The organism is Sodalis sp. RH14, assembly GCF_047324285.1.
In the GTDB taxonomy this organism is placed as follows: domain Bacteria; phylum Pseudomonadota; class Gammaproteobacteria; order Enterobacterales; family Enterobacteriaceae; genus Acerihabitans.
Map to the genome: position 1 here is coordinate 4,731,364 of NZ_CP178739.1, position 15,323 is coordinate 4,746,686.

15 protein-coding genes are annotated in these 15,323 nt (G+C 56.6%); 9 read left to right on the forward strand and 6 right to left on the reverse strand.

All coding sequences use genetic code 11. The annotated features are described in order from the left end of the window. Positions 1-219 precede the first annotated feature (219 nt). The gene (locus ACL2XQ_RS21540) at positions 220-2,070 is read left to right on the forward strand and encodes a DUF3413 domain-containing protein (RefSeq protein WP_413721371.1); all 1,851 of its coding nucleotides are present in this window, start codon (positions 220-222) and stop codon (positions 2,068-2,070) included. A 210-nt stretch (positions 2,071-2,280) separates the two neighbouring features. Here ACL2XQ_RS21540 and ACL2XQ_RS21545 read toward each other — a convergent pair whose 3' ends face one another. The 3 genes from ACL2XQ_RS21545 to ACL2XQ_RS21555 all read right to left on the reverse strand — a co-directional run bounded on the left by ACL2XQ_RS21545 (position 2,281) and on the right by ACL2XQ_RS21555 (position 4,241). Beyond that, entirely contained in the window at positions 2,281-2,826 is a 546-nt protein-coding gene (locus ACL2XQ_RS21545) for a YfaZ family outer membrane protein (RefSeq protein WP_410013644.1), read from the reverse strand. Positions 2,827-2,971: 145 nt separating this feature from the next. After that, on the reverse strand, positions 2,972-3,148 hold the full coding sequence (locus tag ACL2XQ_RS21550) for a DUF3606 domain-containing protein (protein ID WP_410013643.1): 177 nt from the start codon (positions 3,146-3,148) through the stop codon (positions 2,972-2,974). A 262-nt stretch (positions 3,149-3,410) separates the two neighbouring features. Further along, the gene (locus ACL2XQ_RS21555; RefSeq protein ID WP_413739678.1) at positions 3,411-4,241 is read right to left on the reverse strand and encodes an SDR family oxidoreductase; all 831 of its coding nucleotides are present in this window, start codon (positions 4,239-4,241) and stop codon (positions 3,411-3,413) included. A gap of 117 nt (positions 4,242-4,358) precedes the next feature. Here ACL2XQ_RS21555 and ACL2XQ_RS21560 point away from each other — a divergent pair, with 117 nt between their 5' ends. From ACL2XQ_RS21560 to ACL2XQ_RS21585, 6 genes are all read left to right on the forward strand, one after another. Continuing rightward, entirely contained in the window at positions 4,359-5,249 is an 891-nt protein-coding gene (locus ACL2XQ_RS21560; protein WP_413721373.1) for a LysR family transcriptional regulator, read from the forward strand. A gap of 117 nt (positions 5,250-5,366) precedes the next feature. Then, complete coding sequence (locus ACL2XQ_RS21565; protein ID WP_413739679.1) at positions 5,367-6,497, forward strand: hypothetical protein; 1,131 nt, start codon at positions 5,367-5,369, stop codon at positions 6,495-6,497. 205 nt (positions 6,498-6,702) lie between these two features. Beyond that, positions 6,703-7,554 carry an ABC transporter ATP-binding protein gene (locus tag ACL2XQ_RS21570; protein ID WP_413727728.1) on the forward strand — a complete coding sequence of 284 codons (852 nt, stop codon included), beginning with the start codon at positions 6,703-6,705 and terminating at the stop codon, positions 7,552-7,554. Further along, positions 7,551-8,333 carry an ABC transporter permease gene (locus ACL2XQ_RS21575; RefSeq protein WP_410013638.1) on the forward strand — a complete coding sequence of 261 codons (783 nt, stop codon included), beginning with the start codon at positions 7,551-7,553 and terminating at the stop codon, positions 8,331-8,333. Before ACL2XQ_RS21570 ends, ACL2XQ_RS21575 begins: the two co-directional genes overlap by 4 nt. Positions 8,334-8,370: 37 nt before the next feature. Then, entirely contained in the window at positions 8,371-9,456 is a 1,086-nt protein-coding gene (locus ACL2XQ_RS21580; RefSeq protein ID WP_413727727.1) for an ABC transporter substrate-binding protein, read from the forward strand. Beyond that, positions 9,456-10,772 (forward strand): acyl-CoA thioester hydrolase/BAAT C-terminal domain-containing protein, encoded by a 1,317-nt coding sequence (locus ACL2XQ_RS21585; RefSeq protein WP_413739680.1) that lies wholly within the window; start codon positions 9,456-9,458, stop codon positions 10,770-10,772. Before ACL2XQ_RS21580 ends, ACL2XQ_RS21585 begins: the two co-directional genes overlap by 1 nt. 24 nt (positions 10,773-10,796) lie before the next feature. Here ACL2XQ_RS21585 and ACL2XQ_RS21590 read toward each other — a convergent pair whose 3' ends face one another. After that, the gene (locus ACL2XQ_RS21590; protein WP_410013635.1) at positions 10,797-11,438 is read right to left on the reverse strand and encodes an HD domain-containing protein; all 642 of its coding nucleotides are present in this window, start codon (positions 11,436-11,438) and stop codon (positions 10,797-10,799) included. A 135-nt stretch (positions 11,439-11,573) separates the two neighbouring features. Between ACL2XQ_RS21590 and ACL2XQ_RS21595 the strand changes: the two genes are divergently transcribed. Both ACL2XQ_RS21595 and ACL2XQ_RS21600 read left to right on the forward strand, forming a co-directional pair. Next, the gene (locus ACL2XQ_RS21595; protein ID WP_413739681.1) at positions 11,574-12,539 is read left to right on the forward strand and encodes a GlxA family transcriptional regulator; all 966 of its coding nucleotides are present in this window, start codon (positions 11,574-11,576) and stop codon (positions 12,537-12,539) included. A gap of 204 nt (positions 12,540-12,743) precedes the next feature. After that, positions 12,744-13,592 (forward strand): hypothetical protein, encoded by an 849-nt coding sequence (locus ACL2XQ_RS21600; RefSeq protein WP_413739682.1) that lies wholly within the window; start codon positions 12,744-12,746, stop codon positions 13,590-13,592. A 160-nt stretch (positions 13,593-13,752) separates the two neighbouring features. On the opposite strand, the gene psiE is transcribed toward ACL2XQ_RS21600, so the two are convergent. Beyond that, a complete protein-coding gene (psiE, locus tag ACL2XQ_RS21605) occupies positions 13,753-14,151 on the reverse strand; it encodes a phosphate-starvation-inducible protein PsiE (protein WP_410013632.1) in 399 nt (132 codons plus the stop codon). Between the two features lie 248 nt (positions 14,152-14,399). Beyond that, entirely contained in the window at positions 14,400-14,831 is a 432-nt protein-coding gene (locus tag ACL2XQ_RS21610) for an OsmC family protein (protein WP_410013631.1), read from the reverse strand. Positions 14,832-15,323 lie beyond the last annotated feature (492 nt).

Genomic DNA, 15,323 nt, shown 5'->3' on the forward strand with positions numbered 1-15,323 from the left:
CTGGCGCCGTTGACGGCGGCGCCTGTCGTTTTCCCCATTTTCTCATCCGCCCGCTATGCTTAAGCCAAGTTAATCGATAAAGCCATCCGGTGACCGGCTGATAATGAGCGGCGCGTTACAGTTGTTTACTAAAATAGATAGCCGGTTAAACACAATTTGGGTGTTAAATCTCACCGCCTCTCAGCTCGCCGCTCTATTTGCCATACAGGATTACTGAAGATGACGCTTAGATTGAATGCCTTTAGTTCAATTAAACCCAATGTAAAATGGGCAACGGTGTTCTGGTTATTAAACGCTGTGTTACTGACGGCGGTAAGTTTCCGCTATTGGCAATGGATTACCATTCCGGCGGGGGATTACCGTTCGGTTATCTATTTGCTTACCGCCCAATACGCCCTGTTCGGCACCATTTGCCTGCTGGGCCTGGCGCTGAATTGCCTGTTGTGCCTGTTGCCCGGCCGGCTGTTCCGGGGCATCGGCATCCTGCTGGGGTTCTGCGCCGTTGCGGTGCTGGTTGTCGATACCCTGGTGTTCGCCCAATACCGCTTTCACCTTAACGGCGTCGTGCTCGAAATGCTGTTCGAGGGGCGCGACGTGGTCGACCTCTCCTGGTACACCTGGCTGGTGGGCGCGGGCATGGGGCTGGCGCTGCTGGCGCTGCAACTGCTGTTTAACCGCCTGGCGCGCGCCGTACGCCGTCTAAGCACGCTCAGGACGCCCGGCTACAGCCTGATGGCGCTCAGTATCCTGGTCAGCCAGGGTATGCACGCCTGGGATGACGCCAACTATAGAACCCAGATTCCAAGCTATACCCACGATTTCCCGCTTTATTATCCGCTGACGGCCAAGTCCAGGCTGGTCGCCTGGGGACTGGTGGATCCCTCCCTGGCATTGAATAAAGAGAACAATCTACAGGCCGCGCCGGAAGGGACATTGCATTACCCCCTGCACCCTATCGCCTATGCCAAGCCGGCCCAGCAGCCCAATGTGCTGTTTATCCTGATCGACGCCTGGCGCTACGACGACGCCAATGACCGGGTGACCCCCAACGTCAGCCGGTTCGCGCAGCAGGCGCTGCGTTTCCATCAGCATCGCAGCGGCGGCAACTCTACCGAGCCGGGCATATTCAGTTTGTTCTACAGCCTGCCGGATACCTACTGGCTGGCGGTGCGTAACAGCGGCCAGCGCCCGGTGCTGATGCAAACCCTGGCCGACGAGGGATATCAATTTTCCATTCACGGGTCGGCGGATCTCAACCATCCGCCGTTTGACCGCACGGTATTTTCCCATATTCCCGATTTGACCATCAGCAACAGCGAACCGTCTCCCGCCCGGCGCGACCGGCAGATCACCGATGCCTTTAAGCAGTTTATCGATAAGCGGGACGCTAAAAAGCCGTTTTTCGGTTTTCTGTTTTATGACGCGGCCCACGGCTACGACCTGCCGCCCGACGCGGCGACGCCGTTCAAGCCCTATTGGGAACGCGTGGATCACATTAAGCTCAACAACGATTTTGACCCGACCGAATACCATAACCGCTACCGGGACGCGCTGTATTATGACGATAGCCTGATAGGCGAGGTGTTGGCCAAACTGGCGCAGGCGGGGCTGGACAACAATACCCTGGTGGTGATTACCTCCGATCACGGCGAAGAGTTTAACGATCATAAAAAGAACTACTGGGGTCACGGCAGCAACTTTAGCGACGTGCAAATCCATGTGCCGATGTTTATGAAGCTGCCGGGCGGCGAAAGCGGCGATATCAACCGGCGCACCAGCCATTTCGATGTGGTGCCGACGCTGATGCAAACCATTGCGGGCGTCACGACCCCGGTGGGCGACTACAGCGTGGGACGCAATTTATTGCAGCCCGACGCGCCGCGTTCCGACGATATCATTGTCGGCAGTTATTACAATTACGCGGTGGTGTCCCCCGATCAGATTGACGTCGTCTACCCGGGCGGGATCTTCGAGACCTTTACGCCGGACCTGCAGCCCAGCAAGCAGCATCTGCTGCAGGGCGAGCGCCTGCGTAATATTATCGGGCTGATGTCGCGGTTTAATAAATAAAACGCCACCGCCCGGCGGCGGTCTTGTTCAGACTGCTGACAAGCGTGCACATGAGCTAGCGGTGGGTATGATGGGTAGGCTCAGTAAAGCGTAGCGCACCAGGGATGGCGCGCACGACGTTGCCATCAAACTCAACAAGACCGCCGCCGGGCGGTCTTGTTTCGATCAAATGAAATCGCAGGCATGATGACGGGAGGACGAGGACGCCCCTCAGAAGTTAAACGCGCCGCCGATATACGGGCCGTCGGCCAGGATATTGTCGCGGTCGCCGTCCTTGCCGTCCATCGCCATATAGCGGTAACCGACGCTGACGGTTACCAGCGGGATGGCGGTCAACCTGACGCCGGCATTGGCTTCGGTATAGTTTTCCACGCCGCTGGAAAGGGAATCCGGCGAGTAGTAATAATCGCCATACAGGCTGAACAGGCTGCCCACCGGCAACTGCAGGCCTCCGCCCACGGCAATGGCATAACCTTCATCGCCGTCTTTTGGCCCCACATACAGTCCCTTGCCGCCCACGGTGCCCATAAACGGGCCGAGGGGAATATTGTAACCGAGGCCGAGACCGGCGACATCGCCGTTGTCATCGTTATGCGCCCAATTGCCGCTGACGGCAATGCCCGGCGTAGTGGTCCCGAAACCAACGCCTACGTTGGTATAATGTTCGCCGACTTCACCGGTTACGCTTACGGCATTGGCGGATGCGGCGGCCAGTAACAGGCTGGCGGCGGCGCCAGCAATAAAAAACGTCTTCATTGTTTTCTTCCTGAATCATCAAAATGGTCGGGAAACATTCCACCGCAGGAAGTTTAACGCAAAGAGTTGAAAGTGTAATGAGGTTAATTATATAAATTTCAGATACAAGCATTCACCCTGATTGGCGCGCCCCGCCGCCGGCGCATTATTTACCACAATGCTCCTTCACGTCTTTCGTGCCATTGCCGACCGCCCTGATGGCGGCGGAGAGTTTTTGTTTGGTGATTCCTAAGGTTTGCGTCCAGTACTCCACTTCCCACGGTTCCCGCAGGCTGATAAAATTTTTATCTTTCGGCTCTTGAAGATGAATTTGTTCACTCATTTCGTCGTGTCCCTGCTGATGGGAATAGCCCCATACCAGTTATAAGTTTATATAACTGAATAGCAACAGGGATTATTTAACTTTTGGGGCTGGATCATGACCCTGACCGAATAAAGCCGTTTATCTGCAAAACGTGAAAAGGATCGCAGTAACTTTTATTGTCTGCGGGAAATGTCGCCGCCCGGTAAATTACTAAATTAATCATCGCGCAGAGGATCGGCACCCGGAATCATTCCCGCCGCCCTGCGCGATATCTTGTCTTTCACTGGTCAATATCGGTCGATAAAGCAATGTCTTTTTGCGCTTCCAGCGCGGCCAGCCGCTGCGTCAGCGTCGCGTGGAGATGATCATAAGCCTGGCTGCCCAGCGTCAGCCGCCGGGGAGCGGGGCTGCGCTCCACGCTGGCCATGATTTCCCGGACCATCTTTACCGGGTCCCCCAGGATCGGGAAAGCCTCAGCGGCCAGCGCGCGACGCATATCCCCCGCCGGGGTGGCGTCATACTCCGCCATCGGCGGCGGGGTGATCAGCGCGCCGCCGAAGCCTGTTTTCGCCGGTCCCGGTTCCACCAGGGTAAACTCGATATTGAACGGCGCCACTTCCTGGGCCACCGCCTCGACGAATCCCTCGATACCCCATTTAGTGGCATGATACAGGCTGAAATTGGGATAGGCGGTTTGGCCGCCCTCCGAGGATATCTGCAGGATCCGCCCGCCGCCCTGGCGGCGCAGGTGCGGCAAGGCGACGCGGATAAGCTGGATCGAGCCGATGAGATTGGTATCGATCTGATGACGGATCTGCTCATCGCTCGCCTCCTCGCCCGCGCCGAACACCGCATAACCGGCATTGCCCACCACGATGTCGATACGGCCCCAATGCGCGACGGCCTGATCGAAAACACGATGCACCTGCTGCGTATCGGTAACGTCCAACGACGCCACCCACAGCCGGTCGCCATACCGCGCCAGCAGATCGTCAAGCGCGCCGGTCTTGCGCAAGGTTGCCGCGACGCGATCGCCGCGCGCCAGGAGTTTTTCCGTCAGTTCCCGGCCAAGTCCCGAGGACGTGCCGGTAATAAACCACGTTCTAGACATACGCTGTCTCCTTATTGTTAAGGCGCCGCTATGATGGCGCGTTAACTGAGTATAAGGCCCGCAGATCCATGCTACTATCCGTACAATATCGCATGAAGAAGTGAAATAAACCCAGCAATGAAAAAACCAGATTTAGCGGATTTAACCGCTTTCGCCGCGATAGTCGCCCATCGCAGCTTTCGCAAGGCGGCGGACGAGCTAGGCCTGTCCCCCTCCACCCTCAGCCATATGATGCGGGTGCTGGAGCAGAATATGGGGGTGCGGCTGCTGCACCGGACCACCCGCAGCGTGGCGCCCACCGAGGCCGGCGAGCGGCTGGTGTCCCGTCTGCGCCCGTTGCTCAGGGATCTGGATTCGGCGCTGGAGGATGTCAACGAATTCCGCGACCGGCCCAGCGGCATATTACGCATTAACGCCAGCGAGCCGGCGGCCCGGCAACTGCTGGCGCGGGTGGTGCCGGCGTTTCTGGCGCGCTACCCGGAAATGTCCCTCGATCTGGTGACGGAGAACCGGCTGGTGGATATCGTCGCCGGCGGTTTTGACGCCGGCGTTCGCCTGGGCGAGGCGCTGCCGCAGGATATGATTGCCGTGCGTTTCGGCGGCGAGGTACGTTTTGTGACGGTGGCCGCTCCCGCCTATCTGGCGGGCCGCAGGCCGCCGCAGACGCCGGACGACTTGAAAGGACATGAATGCATCCGCCTGCGCCTGCCCAGCGGCAAGATTTTCCGCTGGGAATTTGCCCGCAACGGCCAGGAAATCGCCCTCGACGTGCCCGGCGCCCTGACCCTGGACCACCTGGGCCTGATGGCGGAATCCGCCGCCGCCGGACTGGGCATCGCTTACTTACCCGCGCCGGTGGCCCAGCCCTATATCGACCAGGGTAAACTTATCCGGGTGCTTGAGGAGTGGTGCCCGCCGATACCCGGGTTATTTTTATATTATCCCGGCAATCGCCATGTGCCGTTGGGGCTGAGGGCATTTATTGCCGTATTGAAAGAAGTTGATTAGTTTATTCGTAGATATTATTTTTTCAAATAAATTAATATCTGGCATTAATTAAATTCAATAGCACCGCGCATTGCAATGCTATTACCTGTTCGCGTAAACTGCGCAGCGCATTACTTATTGCGCACTATGCTTCGGCACTTATGCCATCAATATAATGCTCACTCCCATCGACATCATTATCCATTAGGTTTCTACTATATGCCTTTAAATGTTACACTCGCCTCGGCACCGCAAAATCAGCCATCCCTAACCGCCGGCCCTGGCAGCACCGCGCACGACCACCATCTTGCCGGTGACCTTTTAATTGCATTGTTAAAAAAAACCGGCTACGCCGCAACGCCGCTTCCCGCAGAAATAGGGGATGTGACTATAGATAGCAATAATATCGATTTTTTTAATGAGATTTTCGTTAAAACGTATACCGCTACCCGTGATAAAAAAAACGTTCAGGACATCCGATTCGACAACGCATTTACCCTTTCGCTGCTCGACTGCGATGGCGGATTGGTAATAGCCTATGGCGAGAAAGTCTTTGAGCTGTCTAATATTACTATCGAATTATTAACGAATTTAATCATAAGCGATTACCATGATCATCCCGCCGCGTACGATAATACGCTGCTGGCGGATTTTATCCTGATGCAGACAGCGCTGGACGATAATACCGATAAACCCGATGTCCATAAAAAAATCGATATCCTGCATAATATATACCACGACATTCCCCAGCCCTGTTTTATTGCCGCCGCGTATATGATGGCGCACAGATCCATCAGTCCTTTCGACTTTTCCGTACCGGCGTCGATCCTGGCGCAGCTCAGGCAAGGCGGGCAGTTCGACATCGGCTTATGCATGCTGGACGGTAACGATATCAGCCAGGAGCGCCATGGCGTCGATTTTACCCTCACGCGCCATGATAATCAGAAAACCAGCCTGCAGGCGAATGTCCGCCCCCGGGATTTATTTAACCACGCGGCGGAGATACGGCATTTTCTTGCCGCCAATTTAGGCGACCACTGTATTTTTCTGACCAGCAGCTACAGCGTCGGCCACTTTTGCTATTATGATATTAAAAATGATATTGTTTATTCCGGTGGGACAAAGGCGCTTTCCGCGGTAGCCTCCGGAATACATTTTCTCGAGTATATGGCAACAAAATATAATAAAGATAATGAAAAGCAGCAAATCACTTTGTTTTGCACGAATAATAGCGCGGTTGAAGTAGCGAAAATCATCGACAGCTTCTGATCAACCCCGCGTCATCAGCACCGCCAATACGCCGTCAGCATCTGGCCGGCGCTGATCCTTAAGCAGCTCAGCCGATGCATTTAACTCATATTTAATCCCGGTTTATTTATTAGAGCTTCCATTATTTTCCTCACATACTGAGCCATGTCAAATCACCCCAGACACCCGCGGTGAGCTGCTCACAATATGCATTAAGGATCATTTTATGGTTGCCGTTTCACCCCGCTTTACGGGGGCTATTGTCCGGGGCGCGCCGGGCGATACGCTTTCTTCGCCGCCGGGCATTGCCCCGGCTGACCCGATGCTTAACGCCGAAGGTATTTCGGTCACCTACCGTACCCGTCGTGGGATAATAGAAGCGCTGAAACAGGTCAGCCTGCGCATCGGCACGGGCGAGTTCGTCACGCTGCTGGGGCCGTCCGGCTGCGGAAAATCGACGCTGCTGAAAATTGCCGCCGGCCTGCTGCGTCCCTCCGCGGGGCAAATTACCATTGCCGGCAAGCCGTCCCACGGCCCTAACCGCAATATCGGCGTGGCATTTCAGAAACCCACCCTGATGCCCTGGAAAACCGTGCTGGAAAATATCCTCATGCCGGCGCATACGCTTAAGCTGGATTTAACCCGGGCGCATGCCCGCGCCCTGGAACTGCTCGCGCTGGTGGGACTGAGCGAATTCAGCCACAACTACCCTAATGAACTGTCCGGGGGCATGCAGCAGAGAGTCGGGCTGGCGCGCATGCTGCTGGGGGATCCCAAACTGTTATTGATGGATGAGCCCTTCGCGGCGCTGGATGCCATGACCCGGGAAACCCTGACCCTGGAACTGCAGCGCGTCTGGCTGCAAGACCGGAAATCCGTGCTGTTTATTACCCATAGCATCCCGGAGGCGGTGTTCCTGTCGGACCGGGTCCTGGTCATGTCCGCCCGCCCGGGAACCCTTATCGAGGACTACCGGATAACCCTGCCGCGGCCCCGATCGCCTGAGACCCTTTCCTCGCCCCCGTTCAGCGAGGCATGCCGGCACCTGCGCCGGCATTTTATGGAGCACGCGCAATGAACCGGATCCTATCGGTGATTTATCCGCTGATAACGCTTACGGTATTGTTGCTGGCATGGCAACTGGCCGTCAGCCTGCTGAATATTCCGGAATATATTTTACCCGCCCCCACCGCGGTGTGGACCACCCTGCTGGATCTGTTCCGCCAGGGCGTTATCTGGAAGCATATCGGCTATACCCTGTCGGCCACGCTTATCGGGTATGCGCTGGGCAGCGGCTTTGCCCTGATCGCCGGCGCCGCGCTGGCGGAATCCGCCACCTTCGAAAAATTCGTTTACCCGCTGCTGGTGGCTATCCAATCCACGCCTAAAGTGGCCCTGGCGCCGCTGATCCTGGTCTGGTTTGGTTTCGGCATCGCCTCAAAGGTGGTGCTGGTGGTGCTGTTATGCTTTTTCCCGCTGTTTATCAATACTCTGGTGGGATTTAAGCGGGTAGATGCCGACCTGATTGACGCCTGCCGGGCCTTTTCCGCCTCCCGCTGGTATATCTTCCGCCACGTTAAGCTGCCGTCGGTGGCCGGGGATATTTTTGCCGGTCTGCAGATAGGCATTGCGCTGGCGCTGATTGGCGCCGTGGTGGGCGAACTGGTGTCGTCGGAAGCCGGGCTCGGTTACATGATTGGCGCCGCCGCGGCGAATTTAAACGTCAGCACGATGTTTGCCGGCGTATTCCTGCTGGCGGTGATAGGGCTTATCGGGGCGCAAAGCGTGCGCTGGCTGCACCGGCGCCTGGTTTTTTGGGAAACACCCCGGGCCGATGATACCCGCACGGTGCGCTAACCCCAGGTTTGATGACATTAACGAGGCTCGCTATTTCATGACACAACGTGGTTATTTATTCAGCACTTTTTTTTGCCTGGCGCTAAGTGCGGCGGCCCAGGCTGAAGAACAGATTATCGTGGGATTGAATATTCCCCAAACCGTGGTCGACGGCAGTATTTATAGCGCCGCCGATAAGCTGGGTTACTTCCGCGCGGAAAACCTGGCGGTGAAAACCATTGTTTTCCAGGGCGCCGGCGCCCTGCTGCCGCAGGTTAACAGCAAAAAAATCGATATCGGCTTTCCGATGCCGGAGCCGGTGCTGGCGTCCTATGCCCCCGGCAAACAACCCTTGCCGGTACAGTTTTTCTATAACGCCCGGCCTTCCGGCGGCATGGAGCTGGCGGTATTGGACAGTTCGCCCATCAAGACCCTGGCCGACCTGAAAGGGAAAAAAATCGGCGTCGGCGCCCTGACCTGGGCTTCGATTCCGCAAACCCGCGCCGTGCTGGCCAACCAGGGACTGAATCCGGATAAAGACGTGCAGATCGTGGCCACCGGCGCGCTCGGCGCCGGCTTCCTGGCGTTAAAGGAAGGCCGCGTCGACGCGCTGAACTTTAACCAGAGCTGGCACGACATGCTGGAGCAAAGCGGCACTAAAATCCGCCGGTTGTCCTATCCGGCCGAATTTTCCGCGATGGTGGGCAATGGCTTTATCGCCCATAACGATACCCTGCGCGATCGCCGCGCCATGCTGGTGGGTTTTGGCCGCGCCATCACCAAGGCCACACTGGCGTGTGAGGCCAATCCCGGCTTCTGCGTCCAGACATTCTGGCAGGCGCAGCCGGAATTAAAACCGGGAGCCGAGGTCTACCAGGCCAAGCTGAAAGACGCGGTATTCCTGTTGGAACGCCGGTTAAAACGCACCCTTTACACACCTGAGGGTCAGCCGGTGGTGCCGGGACGATACGATATCGACGCCATTGCCCGCTATGTCGCCTTGATGCATGACGCCGGTGAGTTGGACGTGGCCAGCGTACCGCTGGATAAGATTTTCACCAACGCGCTGGTCGGCGATATTAATCATTTCGATAAACAGGCCGTACAGCAACAGGCCCGCGTGGCCAAAATGGAGGAGAATTGATGATGCCGCTGACACTGACCGTTACCCCGGCCATCGCCTTGGTGGATGAACCGCGCCGCATCCGTCTCCATGGCCTGCGCCCCGGCGCCACGGTTGAGATTGAAGCCACATCCCGCACCGGCGATGGCGCGGCCTGGCGCAGTTACGCGCAATTTATCGCGGCGGATGACGGCACGGTGGATTTGCAGCGTGATGCGCCGGTTGCCGGTGATTACCGGGGCGTAGACGGCCAGGGATTACTGTGGTCGCAGCGGCAGGTTTCCCCGCCGACCGGCGCCGCCGGTCATCCGGCGGTTATCGCGCCGGTCACCGTGCATCTGCGCGCAACGGGACGCTCCGCCGGGGTGGATGCCGCACCTGTCCATGCCGATGCGCAAATGGTGCAACAGTTTAGCGCCGATAACGTCGCCTATCGGCCGATTGAAGAGCAGGGCCTGGTGGGCGCGCTCTATACGCCGGGCACGCCGGGGCCGCATCCGGTGGTTATCTACCTCAACGGATCCGGCGGCGGCATCAATCATCAGCGCGCCGCGTTATGGGCTTCCCGCGGCTATGCGGCGCTGGCATTGGGGTACTTCGGCGCGCCGGGCCTGCCGTCGCATATCTCCGCCACGCCGCTGGAATATTTCGCCGACGCCCTGGCCTGGGTACACGAGCGGCTGCGGCCGCGCAAGGGTTTTGTCGCGGTCAGCGGGCAGTCGCGCGGCGGGGAATTATCCCTGCTGCTGGCCGCCACCTTTCCCGAAAGGGTGTCCGCCGTGATCGCCTATGTTCCCAGTTCGGTAACGCACGGCGTACTGGCGGCGGGACGCCCGGGTGAAAGCCGCTTCGCGCCCTGCTGGGTTTACCAGGGCAAGCCGCTGCCGATTGTCTGGCATGGAAACGACGCGCAGGCATGCTGGCGCGAAATCGACAACGCCCCGCAGCCGCGGCGCCAGGCGGCGGCGTTTGTCCACGCCCAGCGGAATACCGCCGCGGTGGAAGCCGCGCGCATCCGGGTGGAAAATATGCGCTGCCCGGTGCTGTTGATTTCCGGCGGCGACGATGGATTCTGGCCGTCCACCGACTACTGCCGCCATGTGACCAGGACGCTTAACGATCACGCCTATCCTTACCCCGTTCAGCACCTGGATTATCCCGACGCCGGCCACGCCATCGCCACGCCGTATGTGCCGGCCACGGTTATCGATAAGCCCCATGCGGTATCGGGCATTATCATGGCCGCCGGCGGCACGCCCGCCGCCAATGCCCACGCCTCGGCGGATTCGTGGCGCCACAGCCTGGCGTTTATGGCAAAACTGACGCAAAGCCGCTGATCAACTCGCCGCCTTGCGCGGCGGTTACCCTTTCCAGCGCGACGCGCGGATAAGCGCGCAAAAGTCGCCGGGCATAAAACCCGGTTCCTTATCGGCAATCACATCGGCTTTAACATTGCCGAAGGTGGTGTCCGGCTTATGCTTAATGCCGTCATAAAACGCCTGGATAATGTCTTCTTTAAACGCCGGCGTGCGCGGATGCTCGGCCACCACCTGTTCCCGCACGTCTTCCGGGTAGGACGCATAGTTAATGCCCAGTACATCCATCTCCACGCCGGCGGTGACCAGGGCGATTTCCGGCGCCATAAACTCCGGCACCCCCGGCGTGGTATGCAGGGCGATGGCGGTCCAGACCTTATCGATATCCGCCTGGCCGACACCGTACCGGCGCAGGAAATCGCGCGCCGCATCGGCGCCGTCCACCTCAAAACGCTTATCGCAGCTGCAGTGTTCCCGGGTCAGCCCCATGTCGTGGAACAGGCAGCCGATATACAATAATTCTTGATCGACGCGAAGGCCGCGCTGCCGCCCGGCCAGCGCCCCCCAATAATAGGTGCGGCTGGAATGATGAAACAGCAGATCGGATTCGGTGTCGCGCACCAGCTCCGTTGCTTCGCGCGCCATTTTGCTGTCGGGCACGCTGATACCGTTGATGCTGAAAGCCATGGTGATTACCTCCGGTTAATTGACCTGACCAGGGTAATGGCTCATGCTCGGTGTCTTCAATCACCGCATTACGACGATTTGAGACAAAACGCTGACCGGCGCCATGCAATAACCCATTGAGGTACGGAATAGGATATGCGTAAAGAAATAGTCTGCCTCGCGCTGCCCGGCGCGCAGCTGCTGGATATTTCCGGGCCGCTGGACGTGTTTGCCGAGGCGAACGCCATCCTGGGGCGGGTGGTTTACCGTATGCGGGTCATGGGGCTGGATCAGCAGATCATTACCTCATCCTCGGGGGTAAAAATCGTCCCCGACCTGTCGTTGCGGGAGACGCTTACCGGGCCGCTGGATAGCTTTCTGGTGGCGGGCGCGCCGGCGGCGGCGGGCGTTAATCTGGATGCGCACAGCCTGGCGGCGCTGGCGGCCTGCTGCCGGCAAAGCCAGCGTTATGGCTCGGTATGCACCGGCGCGCTGGTGCTGGCGGCTACCGGATTAATGGATGGCTTCCGGGTCACCACCCATTGGGCGGTATGCGGGGAACTGGCGCGCCGCTACCCCGGCGTGCGGGTCAATGGCGATGAAATCTATATCTGTGACGGCCCGCTGCGCACGGCGGCGGGCGTAACGTCCGGTCTGGATCTGGCGCTGCGGATGGTGGAAGAGGATCTGGGCCGCGAGGTGGCGCTGGCGATCGCCGCCAACCTGGTGATGTTTTTCACCCGCCCGGTCGGCCAAGGGCATTTCAGCCGCAGCGGCCGCGCCTCGCTGGCCGGCAGATCGTCCTTGCAGGATATGCAGCGCTGGGCCGTCGCCCATCTCGATGAGGTGAAAAGTGTGAAAACCCTGGCCAATCATATGCAGCTCAGTACCCGGCATTTTACGCGTCTCTTCCAGGAGGCGCTGGGAGTGGCGCCGGCGCGCTGGCTGGAGCAGGAGCGGGTGGCCAAAGCGCGCGACCTGCTTGAATCCAGCCGTCTGGCGCCGAAGGAAATCGCCGCCGCCTGCGGTTTTTCCAGCGTGGATATTCTGCGACGCGCCTTTTTACGGCGGCTGAAAACCACGCCCACGCAATATCGCCGCTATTATATCGGCCTTGATTGAGCGCAAGGGCAAACCCGCCTGCGCGCGGCCACATCAACGTCGCTACCGCCTAATCAACACGCCTGGCAAGTCCTCCGGGGCAATCTCCTACAAAATTTCAAAGAATAGCGTTCAATCTCTGTACTGATTAAGCGCTTTATCAAAGACACCGGTGATTTATTATACCCACACTCTTTTTATCAGGTGAAACTCAACGGCGGGCGCATGAACAATATCAATTCAACATCCTCTTCCTCCGATACCGCCATAAATGATGTCGCCGCCGCTCGGCAAGCCGGGCCGTTCAATCCGGCATTCGGCTTAAGCGTAACCAATGTCCCGCGGCCCTTTACCGCAATGCGCAGCCCCATACTCCGCCACCAGGAAGGCCCCCCGGCAAAAATCCATAAACCAAACTTCGCCGATGGCGATAATACCCCCGGCAAGGGAAACCCAGGTTTCGCCTGTCGTTCATATGAATGTTTAAAACAAGAACTACATAAAAAATATTATGATATAAGCGTTTTGCTGCCGCATGAAAAACACCTTTATCTGCCGATTTTGCTCGACGGCGATAGCGGGACGATAGAACTGCTCAAAAATACCAACCTTATCGATGATAGTGATAACCCTGCTTTAAACTTTCACGCGGCATCCGGCAGGCTGTCCATCACCACTGTCACAGATAAAGATGATAATGAATTTAACGATATCCCGTTAAAACTGATGGACCAAATAAATATGCATTACCCTATATTAGGTAATAATTTCTATGCATCTTATTATTGTGAGCCAAATAAAAAGAAAAAAATGTATAAACTGATATTCCCTAAGAAAAATTTTACGGGGGAAAATTTTTATCTGACGTTGGAATGCGCAAATACGGTATTTAATGCCGCATCGATCAATAAAAAATTTTATATTTCATTGGTTATAATGCATTTAAGTAACTATCTAAAGCACGCCGGCTTGCCTGAGCTTAATCATGATGTTATTGACAAATTATTGCAGGGATATCCGTCATTGGCCAATAGCGGCAAGGGGATTTTGCAATGCTTAGCGGCCTATTACTGAAGGCTCCTTGCCCTACCCTCGCCCACCAATGCGCCATGGCGCGTTTTTATCATGTAAAAGCAGGCCGGATGATGTCCGGCGCCGGCACGTTTTCATCCAGGCGACGATCGCCAGGCTTGGGGGAAGCGCTAATCATGGGCAGTCCGCATCACTGACGGGGCTATTCGCGCTTAAGCCGGTTACTGTTGACCAGCCACAGCGTTACCACCAGGATTAATATGGCGGCCGAATAATACAGCGTATCCTGCGGATCTTTATGATCGACGATAATCAGGCGGATAATCGCCGTGATGCCGATATAGACAAAGTAGCGCAGCGGAAAGTGATACCCGGACTGGAAATACTTCACAATCAGGGCGATAAACTCAAAATACAGAAAATAAATGACGATGCCTTCAATCATCTGGTAGTAAGACGCCAGTTCGCCGTTTACCAGCAACACCCTGGCCAGAAGAACGGTTTCCTTACCCATAAAAACGATCAGGATCGCCGCCAGGAACAGCAGGCCGATATTCAGGATCATTTGCAGCACGGTCGCTATACGCATACCGGTAATCATACCCATACCTCGTCGTGATAGTTTCCTTACGGAAAGACCGGTAAGCATAGCATGATTTTTGTGATGAACATCACATTAAACCAGCGCATCCGGGTACTTGCCTTCAGGCGGGTAAAGGAAGAGCAAGGGCTTTGGCGGCGCGGCGAAACGCGGTATGCGGCGTAGGGAGGGGAAACCCACTGCGTGGTAAAGCGGTGGCGCAAACCCCGCCCTGATAGACGGGGTGCGGATCAGGTCGTGCTGCCGATTCAGTTTTTTAACTGGTAGGTCAGCGTAATGTCAGCCTTTAGGACCTTGGACACCGGGCAGTTTTCTTTTGCCTGCTGGATAATGGCGTCAAATTCCTGTTTATCGATCCCTGGCACTACCACGCTGCTGTCCAGGGCGATTTTAGTGATGCCGTAGCCGCCGCCCACCTTATCAAGGGAAACATCGGCTTTGGTATCAATACTCTGCGCAGTGTATCCCTTCTCGCCCAGCATCAAGGATAGCGCCATGGAAAAACAGGCCGAGTGGGCGGCGCCGATAAGCTCTTCGGGATTGGTGCCGGGTTTACCTTCAAAGCGGGTATTGAAGCCATAGGGTTGCTGGCTTAAGGCGCCGCTTTCCGTGGAGATGGTGCCCTTACCCTGCTTGATATCGCCTTCCCAATGTGCCTGTCCGTGTTTATGAATAGTCATCTGCATCCTCCTGTTTGTTACCCATAGGCTTTTAGTATAGCTACTCTTGCCGGAGGTGGGGAAATCCCAGGCCAATGCGGCCGGGTAAGCGACGTGACAGTCATCCGGTTTATTTTTTCGCTCTTTTGTGAAAGCGGCTATTCTATTTCCGCCATGCGGCAGGCGAAAATATATGTTCTGCTTCTTTATTAACAAAATAGCGGTAATTATTTCCCAACGTTCATTTGCAATCGGTAAGCCGAGGCATTACCCGTCAAGATTGAGTCATCATCATCTATTGGACAGTTGCACTATTTTTTTCAGGCATCCGCATATCAGCACGGGCAAAAGACAAAATTTGGGCTTAACGCCATCACGCAAAGCACAGGGTGGCATGAGCGAATCCCCATAATTCCCACAACAACCGCCCTACCGCCGCCGCACCACTCTGCATCGATATTTTTACTGTCCATTCTCTCATTCCGCGGAAAATAACCTAAAGAAGCGGAAAAA